Annotated in this window: 14 protein-coding genes; 10 read left to right on the forward strand and 4 right to left on the reverse strand. The window is 40.8% G+C overall.

Going from position 1 to position 15275, the window contains the following annotated elements; translation table 11 throughout:
• Positions 1–92 precede the first annotated feature (92 nt).
• Entirely contained in the window at positions 93–506 is a 414-nt protein-coding gene (locus tag EO98_RS07745; RefSeq protein ID WP_048138223.1) for a DUF356 domain-containing protein, read from the reverse strand.
• Between the two features lie 278 nt (positions 507–784).
• Positions 785–1900, reverse strand: a complete 1116-nt coding sequence (locus EO98_RS07750; protein WP_235283486.1) for a hypothetical protein — start codon at positions 1898–1900, stop codon at positions 785–787.
• Between the two features lie 947 nt (positions 1901–2847).
• Between EO98_RS07750 and EO98_RS07755 the strand changes: the two genes are divergently transcribed.
• The 3 genes from EO98_RS07755 (at position 2848) to EO98_RS07765 (ending at position 5031) form a co-directional block, all read left to right on the forward strand.
• Positions 2848–3810 (forward strand): PGF-pre-PGF domain-containing protein, encoded by a 963-nt coding sequence (locus EO98_RS07755; protein ID WP_048138226.1) that lies wholly within the window; start codon positions 2848–2850, stop codon positions 3808–3810.
• A gap of 247 nt (positions 3811–4057) precedes the next feature.
• The gene (locus EO98_RS07760) at positions 4058–4303 is read left to right on the forward strand and encodes a hypothetical protein (RefSeq protein WP_048138227.1); all 246 of its coding nucleotides are present in this window, start codon (positions 4058–4060) and stop codon (positions 4301–4303) included.
• Positions 4304–4578: 275 nt separating this feature from the next.
• Positions 4579–5031, forward strand: coding sequence for an SRPBCC family protein (locus EO98_RS07765; protein WP_048138229.1), 453 nt, complete (start codon positions 4579–4581; stop codon positions 5029–5031).
• Between the two features lie 110 nt (positions 5032–5141).
• Here the strand turns inward: EO98_RS07765 and EO98_RS07770 are convergent, their stop codons facing one another.
• Positions 5142–6140: a hypothetical protein gene (locus EO98_RS07770; protein ID WP_048138231.1), complete on the reverse strand. Its 999-nt coding sequence runs from the start codon at positions 6138–6140 to the stop codon at positions 5142–5144.
• Positions 6141–6435: 295 nt separating this feature from the next.
• On the opposite strand from EO98_RS07770, the gene EO98_RS07775 reads away from it, so the two are divergent.
• Complete coding sequence (locus tag EO98_RS07775; protein WP_048138232.1) at positions 6436–7704, forward strand: ATP-grasp domain-containing protein; 1269 nt, start codon at positions 6436–6438, stop codon at positions 7702–7704.
• A 369-nt stretch (positions 7705–8073) separates the two neighbouring features.
• Here the strand turns inward: EO98_RS07775 and EO98_RS07780 are convergent, their stop codons facing one another.
• On the reverse strand, positions 8074–9885 hold the full coding sequence (locus tag EO98_RS07780; protein WP_048138234.1) for a KUP/HAK/KT family potassium transporter: 1812 nt from the start codon (positions 9883–9885) through the stop codon (positions 8074–8076).
• 582 nt (positions 9886–10467) lie between these two features.
• Between EO98_RS07780 and EO98_RS07785 the strand changes: the two genes are divergently transcribed.
• The 6 genes from EO98_RS07785 to EO98_RS07805 all read left to right on the forward strand — a co-directional run bounded on the left by EO98_RS07785 (position 10468) and on the right by EO98_RS07805 (position 15262).
• Positions 10468–11940, forward strand: a complete 1473-nt coding sequence (locus tag EO98_RS07785; RefSeq protein WP_048138235.1) for an MATE family efflux transporter — start codon at positions 10468–10470, stop codon at positions 11938–11940.
• Positions 11941–12318: 378 nt separating this feature from the next.
• On the forward strand, positions 12319–12777 hold the full coding sequence (locus EO98_RS07790) for a MarR family winged helix-turn-helix transcriptional regulator (RefSeq protein ID WP_048138237.1): 459 nt from the start codon (positions 12319–12321) through the stop codon (positions 12775–12777).
• Between the two features lie 51 nt (positions 12778–12828).
• Complete coding sequence (locus EO98_RS07795; protein ID WP_048138444.1) at positions 12829–13158, forward strand: TrmB family transcriptional regulator; 330 nt, start codon at positions 12829–12831, stop codon at positions 13156–13158.
• A 187-nt stretch (positions 13159–13345) separates the two neighbouring features.
• Positions 13346–14782 carry an MATE family efflux transporter gene (locus EO98_RS07800; protein ID WP_048138239.1) on the forward strand — a complete coding sequence of 479 codons (1437 nt, stop codon included), beginning with the start codon at positions 13346–13348 and terminating at the stop codon, positions 14780–14782.
• Between the two features lie 218 nt (positions 14783–15000).
• Complete coding sequence (locus tag EO98_RS19390; RefSeq protein WP_255350269.1) at positions 15001–15102, forward strand: hypothetical protein; 102 nt, start codon at positions 15001–15003, stop codon at positions 15100–15102.
• Positions 15056–15262: a YjbQ family protein gene (locus EO98_RS07805; protein ID WP_255350266.1), complete on the forward strand. Its 207-nt coding sequence runs from the start codon at positions 15056–15058 to the stop codon at positions 15260–15262. Before EO98_RS19390 ends, EO98_RS07805 begins: the two co-directional genes overlap by 47 nt.
• The last annotated feature ends 13 nt before the right edge of the window (positions 15263–15275 follow it).

A 15275-nucleotide genomic window follows, 5' to 3' on the forward strand; every position in this document is an offset into this window, starting at 1 on the left:
TTCTGCCTGTCTCGTGGGCTCGGAGATGTGTATAAGAGACAGATTTAGTTATTTATTTAGTTATTTATTTAGTTATTTATTTATTTAATTATTTAGTTATTTACTAATTCGTCATTTTTTTTGCCTGCGTCCAATATTCCATGAGCCTCCTTCAAGCCTTTCTGATTGAACAACCGATCATATTCAGGATAGTTCTGGAACTTGCCGGTAATCTCCTCAAATACATGGTGTTTCGGACTGATGATAACTACATGTGCCGGAGGATGAATTTTCTTCAACCTGCTAATCGCTGTCCCTGCATTATTACTCAGTTCCACAAGTGCAGCAAAGTTACATTTTGACCTGAGAGGCACCCCCATAACACTAACAAGAAGCGCATCTGCATAGTCGTTTTCGATACACCTGGGACTCGTTGAAAACTGAATGTCTCCGTAGATTTCCAGGTCGTGTAATGCGATTCTTACTTTTGCCGGGTCGTCTGCCCGGACTAATGCAAAAGATTTCATTTTTAACACACCAACAAGCTTTTAAGTCACTCCCAAACCATATAACTTTTTTCCAATTTTTACTCGAAAAAGCAGATTTTCAGTGAAAAATGAGTGTAGAATGTTCAGCAGGTCGCCTTATATCAGACGTTATCTGCATAACCATCTTCAATTTAAATATTAGTAGAGTTCAGTATATTTTCTGGAAAAGAAAAGTAAACTAATCAATCAAAAGGCGGTGCGAATCAATAATCCTTTTTTGCTGTGCACTGCCTTATTGATTTGACACAGGATTGTTTTCAGATTTCATGTGATCTTTTTATTGGTTGTTTTCCATCCACCCAATCATCTATGAGTGCCCATAACTCAGAGGAATTGCGATCGATCAACAGGCTACCGTGCCCCTGGTTATTCCAGCTTATAGTAGTAACCCTGCTATTCGTTTCTCCGACCTCATCTTCGTACCACCATGCGCCGTAATCGCCAAAGCCTCCTCCGAGTCCGATATAAAGTACCGGAGAGTCTATTCTGGAAGAATTTATCTCATACCCCTCCACATTGCCCATCAGGCCGGCCATATACTGGTCCAGATACTTTGGCGTATAAGGGACAGCTCCCCCGGTTAAAGTCAAATTAAGCAGCCGGTTTTCGTCAACATGATAGAGGCCGCTAAGATCCCCGCTCCAGTAGTGATAGTCCGGAGTATAGGGATATTCGGAAAAACTATATGTCTGGCTTGCCATGAGCCTGAAAAACTGCCTGTTTGTGAATGTAAGATTGAAATCATGCCCTTCAGGCTCTGTAGAAGCCTTGTAGCCTCTGTACATCATACCTGCCATACTACTATCATTATAACCTCCTTTTTCGATACTTTCGGAAATGGAAGCAAATTCCTGAGTCTGATTCGGTATTAATTCCGAATTTTTTGGATTATATTTGATAATAATATCAACAGGCACGACTCTGTCAACAGAGCCTGCAGGGAGATCGTCATACTCACTTGCCTCATAAGCCGTTAGAAGCAGTGCTCCATGACTGTGGCCAATTACTATAACCTCTATGCTTTCTGCAGATTTTCCGTTTAAGAGAGCTGTATGGCTTCTTGAGACATTGATACCTTTGTATGTGTCCTTAAGGTATTCCTCAAAAGTCCAGTCCTGCATAAAACTGAAATCAGTTTCATCCACTGGAATATTTGTCTCTCTCCTATCCAGGATATATGCGCTGTACCCCTGCTGAGCATAGTATATCGCCATGTCGGAATAGAATTTCTCAGTCAAAGCATGCCCTGGCAGAATCACCAGATTTTTATCCGCTTTTGTAGTCCAGGGACTTTTCTCCTGCACATAGTTGGTAAGAGTGATACTGTCATATTCTCCGGGCCCAACGTATAACTTGATTTTATACTCTGCCACATCCCCGGAAACAAGTCCTAATCTATTGCTTTCAGTTAGAGACAAATCTGGTTTTGAAACAGTGGACTGAGAAGAAGTGTACGAGGTTTCGGGACTACTCGCTTGATTGTAAATATTATCTATTCGTAAATCAGGAACAACGTCTGAAGCCGGAGAAGAAACTGCTAATAGAACAAATAAGACAGTTATTAGAAAAATTCGCATTTTCATGAGCTCACCTTTTTAAGAGTATAAAACGAAGGTACGGACTTGAGAATCATGCGTTTTAAAAGAAGACCTGTTATTCCCGTTTTAACGTCAAAGAGAGCAGTGTAAGACAATAAGAATAAGCCAGATAGCTAAAAGTCGCAGCACAAGGACGGATAAAGCTCCAGCCGGCTTTTTAAGATTAGCCTTGGGGATAGCTGACGAAAAGGCTTTCTCACTGGAAAAGTTATCTCACCGATTATATTCCTGTGCTCCTTATGCCCTCAAAACACTACTTCTCAAATAAATATAATTTTTACAGATAAGAATTGCGATTTTAATTTTAAGTTTGATTTTTTTATAGTGTTAGGAATAATTCTATACCTAAAATACTTTTAAGGTAAGCGGGAGACCTGAAAAAGAGTCAAGAAAAGTAGTGTTTCTCAACTCTTAATAAACTGCCAGTTATATTGCCATCCCTAAAATCTATTTTTTTATTGAGTTTTAACAAATGATACAAAGGAAAAGACGGGAGAAATACAGAAGCTATATCCTGATTTCAACAATATCGTAATTGGAAGGCAAACTTCACATAATTTTACTGCAGTAAGCCAGCCGAAAGTGAATTAAACCATAGGCTCGATAAACCAAGACGTACTTATTGGAGAAAAATAGTTCCTGGTGAGATCAAAAGAAAAAATTTTGAAAAACATATTTTGCAAAACAATTCTACAGGTAATCCCCTGGAAGAGGTATAGAGGATGAAAAAATATCTGTCAATACTATTAGTTTCAGTCCTTATTTTTGGGGCTGTACTCCCATGCGCTACTGCAGGGGCGAAGGCAAATTCATCAGGAGACAATTCGACTATTGAAGATGAAACTACTGTTGTTGATGTTTCTGATGACACTAATGAAAATTCTGTTGAAAAAGAAGGTACTATCGTTGCAGATGATTCTGTTGTAGTTGATACTACAGTAATATCAACAGATAACGATATTTACAATTCTGACGATGACTATAATTATGAGTCTTCAGATGATGATATTATTACATCTGTAAACACAGACGAGGATTACATCACAGCTAACAATTCTTCTGTATATAATGGTGATGTCACAATTATAGGTGATTCATCACAGACTAATATCCAGTATGTAGAAACAACACAGGTAAACATGGATAATAGCCAGAAGGTAACTGTTGATGTTAAGAATGACAATTCAGTTGTCAACAATATATATTTTGAATCAACAACAGATTCAGGCAAGGCAAAAGTTGTTATCGAAGATCTGAAAGATGATACATCTTTAGTTGAGAAACCAACAGGTGATATTTACAAGTCATTTAACATATGGATCGACAGTGATAATGTAAATGATATTGAAGATGCAGCTGTTAATTTTAAAGTTGAAAAGACATGGCTTCAAGCAAATGGTCTTGATAAATCGTCCATTGTCCTGAATATGTATGATAATAGTAAATGGGTAGCAGTACCAATTACAATAACAGGACAGGATTCAACGTATGTGTACTTTACAGCTGAAGTATCTGAATATTCCACATTTGCAATTACAAGCAAAACAATAACTGTAAATAATACTCTTACATCAACATCTTTGGATAATAATAATAATAATAATACAGAAGAAACAAACGGTCTAAAAAGAAGTGAGATAATACATATACTTGAAATGATTCTCGCATATCTTAAGGGAAACTAATTTCCCTTATTTTTTTTGATGAGGTATCATGCATAAACACATAAAATTAGCATGACTTTTTCTTTTCACTTGTATTCTAAATTTATTTTGTGGTTGGCACAATACCTCAATTAATATATTTGTTTATGGGTTAATTTTGATTTTAATTTATTTAAATAAATTTCATAGTATTCCATTTGATGTCATTTAGCATCCTCTTAGAGGCTGTCTTAAATTTAAATAATCCTTGTTTCCGGCTTATTCTTTAATGTCAAAACGATCTAAAAAACTTCCTTATCCCAGTAATTTATGGAACTTCAATGTTCAAGGCAGAGTCGTTTACTATTTCGGGGAAGATATTGAGAATGCAGAAGACTACACGCTTAACCTTCCAATCCAGGTAAAAACAGAATCATATCTCCCGGAGAGAACCATGCCCGGGTTCGGGGCAGCAAATTTAACGTTCTTATTAATGGCCGTATTTATCTTAAAAAGGGATGAAATCTGGCTATAAACTGCAGAAGCTATAAAAATTACAGGATACTGCAGGTTATGAAAATTACAGGATACTGCAGGCTATAAAAATTACAGGATATACCTTTTTTACCACCTGAGACATGAGGAAGTTGCTCCTGAAAAAGGTGCATCAATCTCATATTCCCGCGAAAGTAAAAACCTTATTTTTAAGACTGCTGTTCTTTTTAAAGATTTCTCGTCCGAGTGATTTTAGAGATAAAAACATGTATTTTAGCCACCAATATAAGCAAAGGGAGAATGGGGACTCAAACCATGGCAACGCTGAAAGATTCCGTAGTAATAAACAGATCACCTGAAGCTGTTTTTGAATGGTTCACCCATTTTACGGAAAACTACAGAGCCTGGCACAAAGACCACATACTTGCTAAGTGGGTTAAAGGACAGAATTTTGAAAAAGGCTCTGTGCTTTATGCCGAGGAATACCTCGGGGGCAAACTGGAAAAATTAAGCTTTGAGATTACCAGCTGTGTACGGAATGAATTGATCGAGTATAAGGTGCTGTTTCCGGAGTCTCTTATTTGTTCCGGCGGCTCGTTTTCCATAAAGCCTTCAAATGGCGGAAGTGTTTTTACTGCTGCGCTTTCATTTCGGTTTGGAGGGTTACTTTCAAAGGTTGCGGGGAAGAGGGTTGAAGATATCAGGGGGCATATGAAAGAAGAAGGGGAGAACCTGAAAATGTTATTGGAAAATGGAGAAAAAATGTAAGTACCTATGAAGAATGACAAAATGTCCTGACAGCCTTAATTTCCCGGGGTTTTCAGCTCTTGCTCTTATATTAACCAGTTTTTTGTGATTCAAGTATCTCAAGGAATTTTTTAACAGCCCTCCGCAGAGCCCCGCTTGTCATCAATCCTGTCATACAGCTCTTTCAAATCCCTGTGCAGTCTGAAGACTTCCTTTTCCCAATCCTTTTTACTGGACCCCGGGCAGGAGCCCATCTTCAAAGCTGCCATCTTCGCGTAGTTGCGGGAAACTTTCCTGTTGCTCCAGGAAAGGCCGAAAGCCTGATCGGTTTTTTTGATGCTGTATTTTTCGTGGATCAGGAACTCATAGAGTTCAGGGACCTTATCCAGCTTTTCTCCGGAGCTTTCGGGAAAGTCCGGGGAAAGGTCAGCCAGATTCTGAAGGTGGGACTTGACACCACAACTTTCGGGGCACAGTTTTTTCGAGTTTGCAAACTCAAGAATCTCCTTGAATTCAAGGAAAATATCCGTCTGCCCGAAACCTGAAGGCAGAGTTTTTCCGAGGAAGATGAGGACATGGATGCATTCGTGAAAGAGGATTTTTGCAATCAGAAACTCGATTCTCTCCTGAAGGTTCCATAACCTTTCGACCAGCTCCTCGTCCCACAGTTCATGAGGATTTACCAGAATGAGGGACCTGTAGATTATTTTCTTATCTTTTCCGGAAACGACCCTCTTCGGCTCGAAGGCTAACCCCTGCAGCTTTCCGAAAAACTGTATCCTGACCGCCAGTTCCCAGCAGTGTTCCCATTCTCCGGAATGTACACTTTTTACCCGGTAGTATTTTCCATCAAAGTGCACCTTTTTTATCAGCCGGTAAAGGTCCTCACTTTGTTCTTTAATAAGCGCTTTTATCATAGGCTCCCGGTAAATGTTCAGATCAAGCTGGAGAAGCCCGGGAGAAAAAAACAGGTACTCAGAAGCAGGAAAAGAAACAGGAGCAAACGCCGGAATAAGATAGGGGAACGGTGAAGCTGCAGAAGATAATTCCCCCCTTATTCCAACATGCAAACCGGTTTTTTCCCTGGGCGAAGTCTTTTTTGTTCCTGTTCCCTGAATTTCCTGCTTCATAAAGCCACCCCTCACAATTGACCCCGTTTTCCCCATATTATCAAGTTAATTTGTAATAAGATATTTGAGAATAATAGTAACAAATAATAGAGGCATTCTAAAGATAAATACTTATTCATACGAAATTGCATTTTTGTATTACAATATAAAAGAATATAAAAAACTGAGATTCTTCCGAATCAGCAAATAAAACCTGGTGTTTCAGGCAAAACTGCTGGACCAATATAAGCTGAAAAACAAAATTCATAAAAGGGAAGTAGGATAACTGAAAATTCATATAAGAGGGGTGGGATAGTTGATCATACTTGAAGAGCCATACGTTTCTCAAATTCTGAAGGACATCATCACAGAGATGAAATTACCTGTCCTGAAAAACAAAACCTCTGAAAGCCTGGGTTTCAACAAAGACGTAAAACTTCTTGAAGACACTGAATTCATAGAACTCCTCAAAAGCCAGAAAACCTGCAAACTATACAGCAATTCTGAAATTTCCCTCGTCTGGATAGCAAACAACCTCGGATTCACCGGCATCCCTGAAAAAATAGGGCTCTTTAAGGATAAGTTCAGGTTCAGGCAGCTGATTGAGCACATCTATCCTGACTTTTCCTATCAGGGAATGAAATTTGAAAACCTGGACGAACTGGATATCGGAGCCGTTAAAAAGCCTTTCATAATCAAACCGGCAGTCGGATTCTTCAGTGCAGGAGTTTATAAGGTCAGTACCGGGGAAGAATGGGAAAAGATCCTGCCAGCCTTAAAGCAGGAAATGGAAGCAATCAAGGGGCTGTTCCCGGCTCAGGTGTTCAGTTCAGGGAAATTTGTGCTTGAAGATTGCATCGAAGGGCCGGAGCTGGCTGTGGATGCTTACTACAACGGCGAGGGAAAGCCGGTGGTCCTGAATATCCTGAAGCATCTGTTTCCGGCGGAAAATGATGTTGAAGACAAGGTCTATGTGACTTCAAAAAAGACCATTGAGACCTATCTGGAAGCAGCCCTGAAACTTCTACAGCAAATAAATGAAGCTGCAAAGCTGTGGGATTATGAGGTGCAAGGTTCTGAGTTGCCGGATGCGGGGCGGCAGGGACCCGGACTGCGGGATTTCCCGCTGCATATCGAGCTGCGGGTGGACAAAAACAACAGGTTAATACCTATAGAGGTGAACCCGATCAGGTTTGCGGGGTGGTGCACTGCCGATATCGCGTATTATGCTTACGGAATCAATGTCCACAGGTATTTTTTAGAGGGGCTGGAGCCGGACTGGAAGGAGATCCTGAAGGATAAGGATGAAGCTCAGGAGAGGGGGAAAGATAACAGTACATACTGCCTTTTGATTGCCAAAAAGCCGGATGACCTTAAAACAGAAGATATTGAAGCGTTTGATTACGAAGGTTTTGTTTCTCACTTTGAAAAACCTCTGGAACTGCGGAAGCTTGATTACAGGCAGTATCCGGTCTTTGCATTCCTCTTTACTGAAACAAGGACCAGTAACCCTGGAGAGATTGACAGGTATTTAAGGGCAGATTTGAAGGAGTATATAAAGGTAAAAAATAAGAATTGTAGTTGAGAACCAGATCTCAAAGCCTTAAAGGAGAAAACGAAAAATGCAGAACCAGAATGAATAATGAATATTTAAACCACGTAAAAAATGGCATAAAAAGAATTCAGACCATGAAATTCCTTTCCGGCCTGTATATCCTGATTATGCTCAAATCCAATAATTAAGGGGCTTCAGTGAAGCCACCTTCTTAAGCTGTCTTCTTAAGCAGTCTTAAGCTATATTTTTAAGCTGTCTTCTTGAGCAGTCTTAAGCTATATTTTTAAGCTGTCTTCTTAAGCAGTCTTAAGCTATATTTTTAAGCTGTCTTCTTAAGCAGTCTTAAGCTATATTTTTAAGCTGTCTTCTTAGCTGTCTTCTTAAGCTGCCTTCTTATGTTCACATTTCAAACCTTGTCATAACTCCATGAAGCTCATCAGCAGGAAGCCTGTAGAACTGGACAAACGACGGGGATAGTTTCTTTATTACGGAAAAAGTTTTCCATATTAAATTACTGGTAAATATGTCTTCGATTCCGTAAAAAATTGTTTTTTCAGTAACTCCATTGTCTTTCAGAATTTGTTCCACATCAATAATTTCCATGTAACCCATCTTTATTTCAAATAACCTCAATCCTTTTGCCAATTCTTTTGTGAACGAGCTCTCGACTCCAAATGGACTGTCTGACTTAATAATTGAAATAAAAATGTTATTTTCATAAATAATGTTATTCCTGAACATTACGTGGGAAATGTATTGAGGGATTCTGTTTATGTCTCGTGAAAAGAAAAGGGCAGTTCCACTGATTTTATTTTCGGTGGTATATACCTTATTATATTTTTCAAGGAAATCCTCAAATTTAGCGGGCTTCATCAGTTCATAAAGCTTTTTTTGCCCGGAAGTGTATATAACTATAAGAGCAAAGACAACAGCTGCTATAATAACGGACCAGTAACCTCCATGCGGTATTTTATAGGTATTTGAGAGGAGGAATACTATGTCGATGAATGTTATAAATAGCGAAATAATAACCTTTGACGTCTGTTTTTTGTGATAAAATATCGAAGTCATCAACATACCCGTAATCGTCATGGTCCCGGTAACTGCCAGTCCATATGCAGCCGCAAGTTTGCTCGATTCTTTAAACACAAATATCATGCATAATACGGAAATAAGGAGCATCCAATTTATCGCACTTATATATATCTGTGACTTTAATTCCCCGGATGTATAATCTATTTTTAACATTGGCATTATTCGGGTCGTTATTCCCTGATAAACTATTGAGAACACGCCGCTAATCATAGCCTGAGAGGCAATAATCGTAGCTATGATGCTCAGGATAAGGAATGGAATAAATATAATATGTGCCTGATGATTGATCATCTCAAATAAAACATTTTTAGAATCAGGATTTCTAATAAGGAATGCTCCCTGCCCAAGATAATTGAAAACCAATGCGAAAAATATCAACTTCCAGGCTTTTAAGATAGGCTCTCTCCCAAGATGACCCATATCAGCATATAATGCCTCTCCACCGGTACAACAAAGAGTAACTTCAGATAATACAAAGAAGCCTACAAGTCCGTTATGTGAGAGAAAGTCAATAGCATAATACGGATTTATAGCCTTTAATACAGCCGGGGTATAAAATATTGAGGCAATACCTGAAACTGCAAGAGCTAAAAACCAGACAACCATTATTGGTCCAAATGCCCATGCAATTTTTTCAGATCCTTTATTCTGGAAGGAAAAAAGGCCTATTGCAATCAGGCTGGCAATTAACATAAGAGTACCCTGTCCTATATTTTCAAATCCGGAAATAATGCGTACTCCCTCAACGGCACTCAGTATGCTTATTGCAGGCGTAATTACTCCGTCCCCAAGAAGGAACGAAGTCCCAATATAGGCCAATATCGTAATTAAAGAAACATTTCTACTTGATTTCAGCAGGGGAATAAGGATCTCTTTTAAGACTATAGTGCCTCCTTCTCCTTTTTTTCCCAAGCTCATAGCAAGCCAGGCATATTCCATAGTCACCAGTATAATAAGTGTCCAGATGATTAAAGATAAAACTCCTATTACGTGAACTTCCGTAGGTCTTGTGAGAAGGAATATAACTGTAAGGGTATAGATGGGACTTGTCCCGATATCTCCAAAGACAAGACCCATAGAGTTTACTATTCCCCTGAAATCGGATTTTGAAAACATAATCTATCTCCTATTTGTTCCGGGAATTTTTGGCAAAAAGTATGATTTGGGATGAAAGGTTATAGGTACTTGAATCCTGTGGCAACAAATCAGGATTTTACTTTGCCCAAAAAGAGTGAAAAGGAATTGAATTTACAGATTTTTTAACTCTCCAATTTCCCGTTTTCATTTAAAATTCGTTTCTATCTTTTGATTTTCAGCTTTTTATTTAATTAATTTAAAGTAAATATTGATTTATAATAAAGCATGTGCTGAAAATTACTTTTTCATATATAAAGATCTTGACCCATTATCCCGAAAAATCGATATTAGCCAGTGATCAAGCCGATTAATTGATATTGAACAGTGATCAAGCTGATTAATCGATATTAGACAGTGATCAAGCCGATTAATCGAATTTAATTAATCTAATCCACAAAATATGTTTCTCAGGTTCGTACTTTTTATCCCTGCATCTGGAAAGTAAGTAAAAAACATTTTACTGCGAATAAGAAAATGTAAAAGGCAGAGAGATCAAAGAAGAATAGAATAAAAAATATGTGATAGAATGAAAAATATATGAGTCAAAAAACGGCGGGAAAAATGAGCAAGGAACCGGCAGAAGAAAAATGGAACACCGGAGAGAAAGAGGCAAATGAAAGCAGGAATGAGATGAAAAAAACAGAAGTCCTCACACATCAAAAAGTTACGGAAGGTGTGGATGTCCTCCTCGGAGACCCTAAAAAAGCCGTGGTCAAGCTCTCAATTCCTATTATAGTTGCAATGTCCGTACAGACCATCTACAGCCTGACCGATACTTTCTGGGTTGCAGGTCTTGGTGCGGATGCCCTTGCTGCAGTCGGGTTTGCCTTTCCTTTTTTCGTAATCCAGATGGCGCTTACGGGCGGCCTTGGAGTTGGAGGAGGAGCTGCGGTTTCCCGGCGGATAGGGGCAAGGGACAAGGCAGGCGTGGATAACGTTGCAGTGCATACCTTCGTGATAATGTTCATCCTCACAGTTGCCCTTACCGTGCTCGCCCTTGCCTTTGTAAAAGACCTCTTTGTGTACAGTGGGGCCGGAGATACAACCGGATTAGGGGTTTCATATGCCCGGGTTATCTTTGCAGGCAGTTTTGTGTTCTTTTTTACAAACGTTGCAAACTCCATTCTCAGGAGCGAAGGGGACTCAAAGCGGGCAATGCAGTCCATGATCCTGGGGTCTGTCCTGAACATAGTGCTTGACCCAATTTTCATCTATACACTGGGGCTTGGGGTTGCAGGAGCTGCTCTTGCGACTGTGATTTCTTTTGCCAGCTCGGGCCTGCTGATGTTTTACTGGTTTTTTATCAAGAAGGACACATACATCTCATTTAGGTTCCACTCCTTCAAATTCGACAGGGCCATCGTCCGGGACATCTTCAGGGTCGGAATACCGTCATCAGTCGAGCAGGTCGCTCTGGCAATGACCGCCCTCCTCATGAACCTGATAATTGTCAATGTCAGCAGCACCGATGGGGTTGCAATCTACGCCACTGGCTGGAGAGTAGCAAGCATTGCGGTTGCTCCCTTGATAGGAATTTCAGTTTCCTTGGTCTCGATTAGCGGAGCTGCCTTCGGAGAGCTGAACTTCAAAAAAGCCCGGCAAGCCCTTATTTATGCAACAGAAATAGGCTTTCTGGTAGAAGCCGCCATAGGCATTGCTGTATTCGCATTTGCCCCGCAGATTGCAGCCATTTTCACCCAGGCAGAAACTGCCGCCCGTATCGCTCCGGAACTAACAAGGCTCCTGAAAATTATGACCGTATTCTATCCGGCGGTTGCCTTCGGAATACTCTCTGCCTCTCTTCTCCAGGGTGCAGGAAAAGGTACAAGCGCCCTTATTGCAACTCTTCTCCGGAGCCTTATAATGACTCCCCTCTTTGCCTTGCTCTTTGCCTATGAATTCGGCTGGGGGCTTACCGGAGTCTGGTGGGGGCTGGTTGCGGGTACGGTTATCGGGTCGGTGATTACTTTTGTCTGGGCCCAGTTCTATCTGAGACGTATGATCCATGCTACAAAACCCGAGGAAAAATGTTGATTACGTAAGAATGCCTGATACTCGCAGATATCTTCGATTATCAGATCATAAAATATAAATAAAACCTATTCAGTATTTAGTTTGAAATCGAACAGTACGAAAAGTAGATAGTAAGATTAAAGACAGTCATGATTCGGATGATAAATATAAATTAAAACCCAGTCAAACCCGATAAGCTTCGATAAACCCAACAAAAAAAGTCAAACCCGATAAGATCGGGAAAACACCCGCCAGAAACCAGTCAGAAGATTGAATCAAGCACGCCTCGCAAAACAGATCTTCTGGATCAAAAACGCCTCACAAATAGATCCATGGCTACTATCCCTGGCTTTATCATCCGGATCAGGACTGGAAAAAAGCACCTCACTGTGATAACCAATGAAAGAAGAAATAATAAAAGAGACGGTAAAACTTCAGTTTGAGATGATCCATCTCTTCCATAAAAATTTTGCCAAAACTTTTCACCAGGCAGGAAATAGCCCATACAGTCTTAACAAGAATCAAAATAAAGCTATCCTGATTATAGGTTCAGTAGGTGAGATAATGCCTACGACTCTTGGGAAATGCCTGGACCTTCAGAAAGGGAGCCTGACCAGCATGATCGATGCTCTGGAAAGAGAAGAGCTTGTCTTCAGAAAAGGAGATCCGGGGGACCGCAGAAAGACCCTGATTTCACTTACGGAAAAAGGAAAGGTTTACAGGGACTGGTTCACAGAGGAACTTGAAAAAAGTGTATCTGAAGTCCTTAACAGGCTTGCTGAAGAAGATATTGCAGCCTACAAGGAAAGCCTGAAGACAATGCTTGGTACACTGAAGGAACTGGATGGAAGTACCTGAAAAGGAAAAGCCCCGGACCCCGGGAAACGATACTGGATGCTGAGGTCTGAAATGTACACGGAGCTCATAGGCAAACTGAAGAAACTCGGATTCACAGAAAACGAGGCGAAGATCTATTTGGGACTCCTCAGCATAGGTGAGGCGACAGCAAGGGAAATCCATGAATTTACGCACGTTCCCAGGCCAAAGATTTATGCTACGCTGGAGAGAATGTCAAAAAAGAAGTATGTGGAAGTCATCGAAGGAACTCCAGCATATTTCAAGTGCATTAGTCCGGAGCAGCTGACCGAAAGGCTTAGAGACGAATTTCTTTTCTCCCTGAATGAAACATTGAAGGAACTTAATTCTGCAGGTTACGGGATAAAAAACAGGTTCATTTAATGTTTGATCTGAGTCCCCTGAGCTCCTGAAAAAAATTCTATTCCTGAAAAAGAGGAAAAGGAAAAAAGATTCTATTCTGAGCTCCTGAAAAAGATTCTATTCCTGAAAAAGATTCTATTCCTGAAAAAGATTCCATTCCTGAAAAAAAGGAAAAGGAAAAAAGACGTATTAAAAGGAAGATCACGAAATGAAAACCAGAGCAGTCGTAAATTCAAATCCCGTCAATCCTGAAAAAAGTCCGGAAACAAGCGGCGTAAAGATCCTTGAAGGAGACCCAAAAAAAGCCATTATCAAACTTGCGGTCCCGATGATTGTTGCGATGTCCGTCCAGACCATTTACCAGCTGGTAGATACTTTCTGGGTTTCAGGGCTTGGAGCGGATGCGCTTGCTGCAATGGGCTTCGTATTTCCTTTCTTTTTCATAAGCATGGCTTTATCCAACGGGCTGGGTATAGGGGGAGGAGCAGCCATCTCCCGAAAGATTGGAGCACGGGATAAAGCAGGGGCAGACAACGTAGCCGTACATACGATTATAATGATGCTGTTTCTCGTTCTGATATTTACCATACCATTCTATGTTTTTGCCCCCCAGATCTTCACTCTGGCAGGAGCAGGAAAAACAACCGATCTTGCAGTAGCTTACGCAAGGGTGATATTCCTCGGGAGCTTAGTAGTTTTTTTTACGAATGTAGCTAACTCCATCCTGAGAGCCGAGGGGGATTCAAAGCGCGCAATGCAGGCAATGATCTTTGGCGCAGTCCTGAATATTATCCTTGACCCTATTTTCATATACACCTTAAAGATGGGAATTGCGGGGGCAGCCTGGGCGACCCTGCTGTCTCTTGCAGTCTCTTCGGTTATGATGCTGAACTGGCTCTTTTTCAGGAAGGATACTTTCGTTTCCTTCGATTTTAAAGACTTCAGCTTTGAAAGAAATATTGTAAATGACATCTTCAGGATTACAATCCCCGCCTCCGCCCAGCAGCTTTCTATGTCATTATCCATGCTTGTACTCAACCTTATTATTGTAAAAGTAAGCAATACCGACGGAGTTGCTGTCTACTCTACTGGCTGGCGGATTGCAACAATTGCAATTGCTCCCCTTATAGGGATTGCAACAGCTGTAGTTTCGGTTTCAGGAGCCGCTTTCGGAGCAAAGGACTTTGAAAAAGCAGAAATTGCCCACACCTATGCAATAAAACTGGGCCTCCTCATCGAAAGTGTGGTTGCTGTATTTACGTTTATTTTTGCCCCGCAGATTGCAGCAATTTTCACGCAGACAGCAGAAGCCGCCCATATAGCGCCAGACCTCACCCACTTCCTGCGTGTGATCTGTATCTTCTACCCGTCAGTTTCTCTCGGAATGCTCTCGACATCTTTTTTCCAGGGAGCAGGAAAAGGCATGAGTGCGCTTACCGCAAACCTCCTGAGAACCATAGTATTTACCCCGATCTTTGCAGCCTTTTTCGCCTTCAATCTGGATATGGGCCAGGTAGGTGCCTGGTGGGGAATTGTCGTAGGGAACGGAATCGGAGCCGGAATAACCTTTGTCTGGGCAAGGCTCTACCTCAACACAATTCTGAAAACAGGATCTTTGAACAAACCTCTGGAACAGGGAGTTTGAAAAGATCTTTTGGGGAAGTAGTTTGAAAAACAAGATATAAACCTGAGAAGCGGAAAAATCCGGAAAAAATAGATAGATAGATAAAATTAGACCATAAAGATAAAAGGCCTGAAGCGAAGAGATATTAATTCCAGTCAACCGGGTTTTCAGGAAAAAAATACAGCAGACCGTATAAAGTTAAGAGGATCAGTACCAAGCATACGACTGCAGGCATTATAATTAATGAGAATGAAAGCGGGCTCAGGGAAGATATTCTGAATCTGCTGGACAGACTTGTTCCTCCTGGAGCCGGGCACAGGCACGACCGGCATAGACAATAATGCTGATGCCCATTTCAAAGCCGTGCTGCTCGGAGCAAGCGAAGCCCTGCAAATTGTACATGGAAAACTGGAACTCGGCACCTGGCAGAGCATATTTTTTGCCGAGATGGACGGCCCAGGGCACAGGATAGTAAATTTGACGATTTTAAAGATAGAATAAGGAAAGGGAACCC

The sequence above is a fragment of the Methanosarcina sp. 2.H.T.1A.6 genome (assembly GCF_000979455.1).
Lineage (GTDB): Archaea > Halobacteriota > Methanosarcinia > Methanosarcinales > Methanosarcinaceae > Methanosarcina.

Excerpts from the sequence above, each read along its gene's own strand:
- EO98_RS07745 (WP_048138223.1), bottom strand. The coding sequence starts at position 506 with ATGAAATCTTTTGCATTAGTCCGGGCAGACGACCCGGCAAAAGTAAGA.
- EO98_RS07755 (WP_048138226.1), top strand. The coding sequence starts at position 2,848 with ATGAAAAAATATCTGTCAATACTATTAGTTTCAGTCCTTATTTTTGGG.
- EO98_RS07760 (WP_048138227.1), top strand. The coding sequence starts at position 4,058 with ATGTCAAAACGATCTAAAAAACTTCCTTATCCCAGTAATTTATGGAAC.
- EO98_RS07765 (WP_048138229.1), top strand. The coding sequence starts at position 4,579 with ATGGCAACGCTGAAAGATTCCGTAGTAATAAACAGATCACCTGAAGCT.
- EO98_RS07770 (WP_048138231.1), bottom strand. The coding sequence starts at position 6,140 with ATGAAGCAGGAAATTCAGGGAACAGGAACAAAAAAGACTTCGCCCAGG.
- EO98_RS07780 (WP_048138234.1), bottom strand. The coding sequence starts at position 9,885 with ATGTTTTCAAAATCCGATTTCAGGGGAATAGTAAACTCTATGGGTCTT.
- EO98_RS07785 (WP_048138235.1), top strand. The coding sequence starts at position 10,468 with ATGAGCAAGGAACCGGCAGAAGAAAAATGGAACACCGGAGAGAAAGAG.
- EO98_RS07790 (WP_048138237.1), top strand. The coding sequence starts at position 12,319 with ATGAAAGAAGAAATAATAAAAGAGACGGTAAAACTTCAGTTTGAGATG.
- EO98_RS07795 (WP_048138444.1), top strand. The coding sequence starts at position 12,829 with ATGTACACGGAGCTCATAGGCAAACTGAAGAAACTCGGATTCACAGAA.
- EO98_RS07800 (WP_048138239.1), top strand. The coding sequence starts at position 13,346 with ATGAAAACCAGAGCAGTCGTAAATTCAAATCCCGTCAATCCTGAAAAA.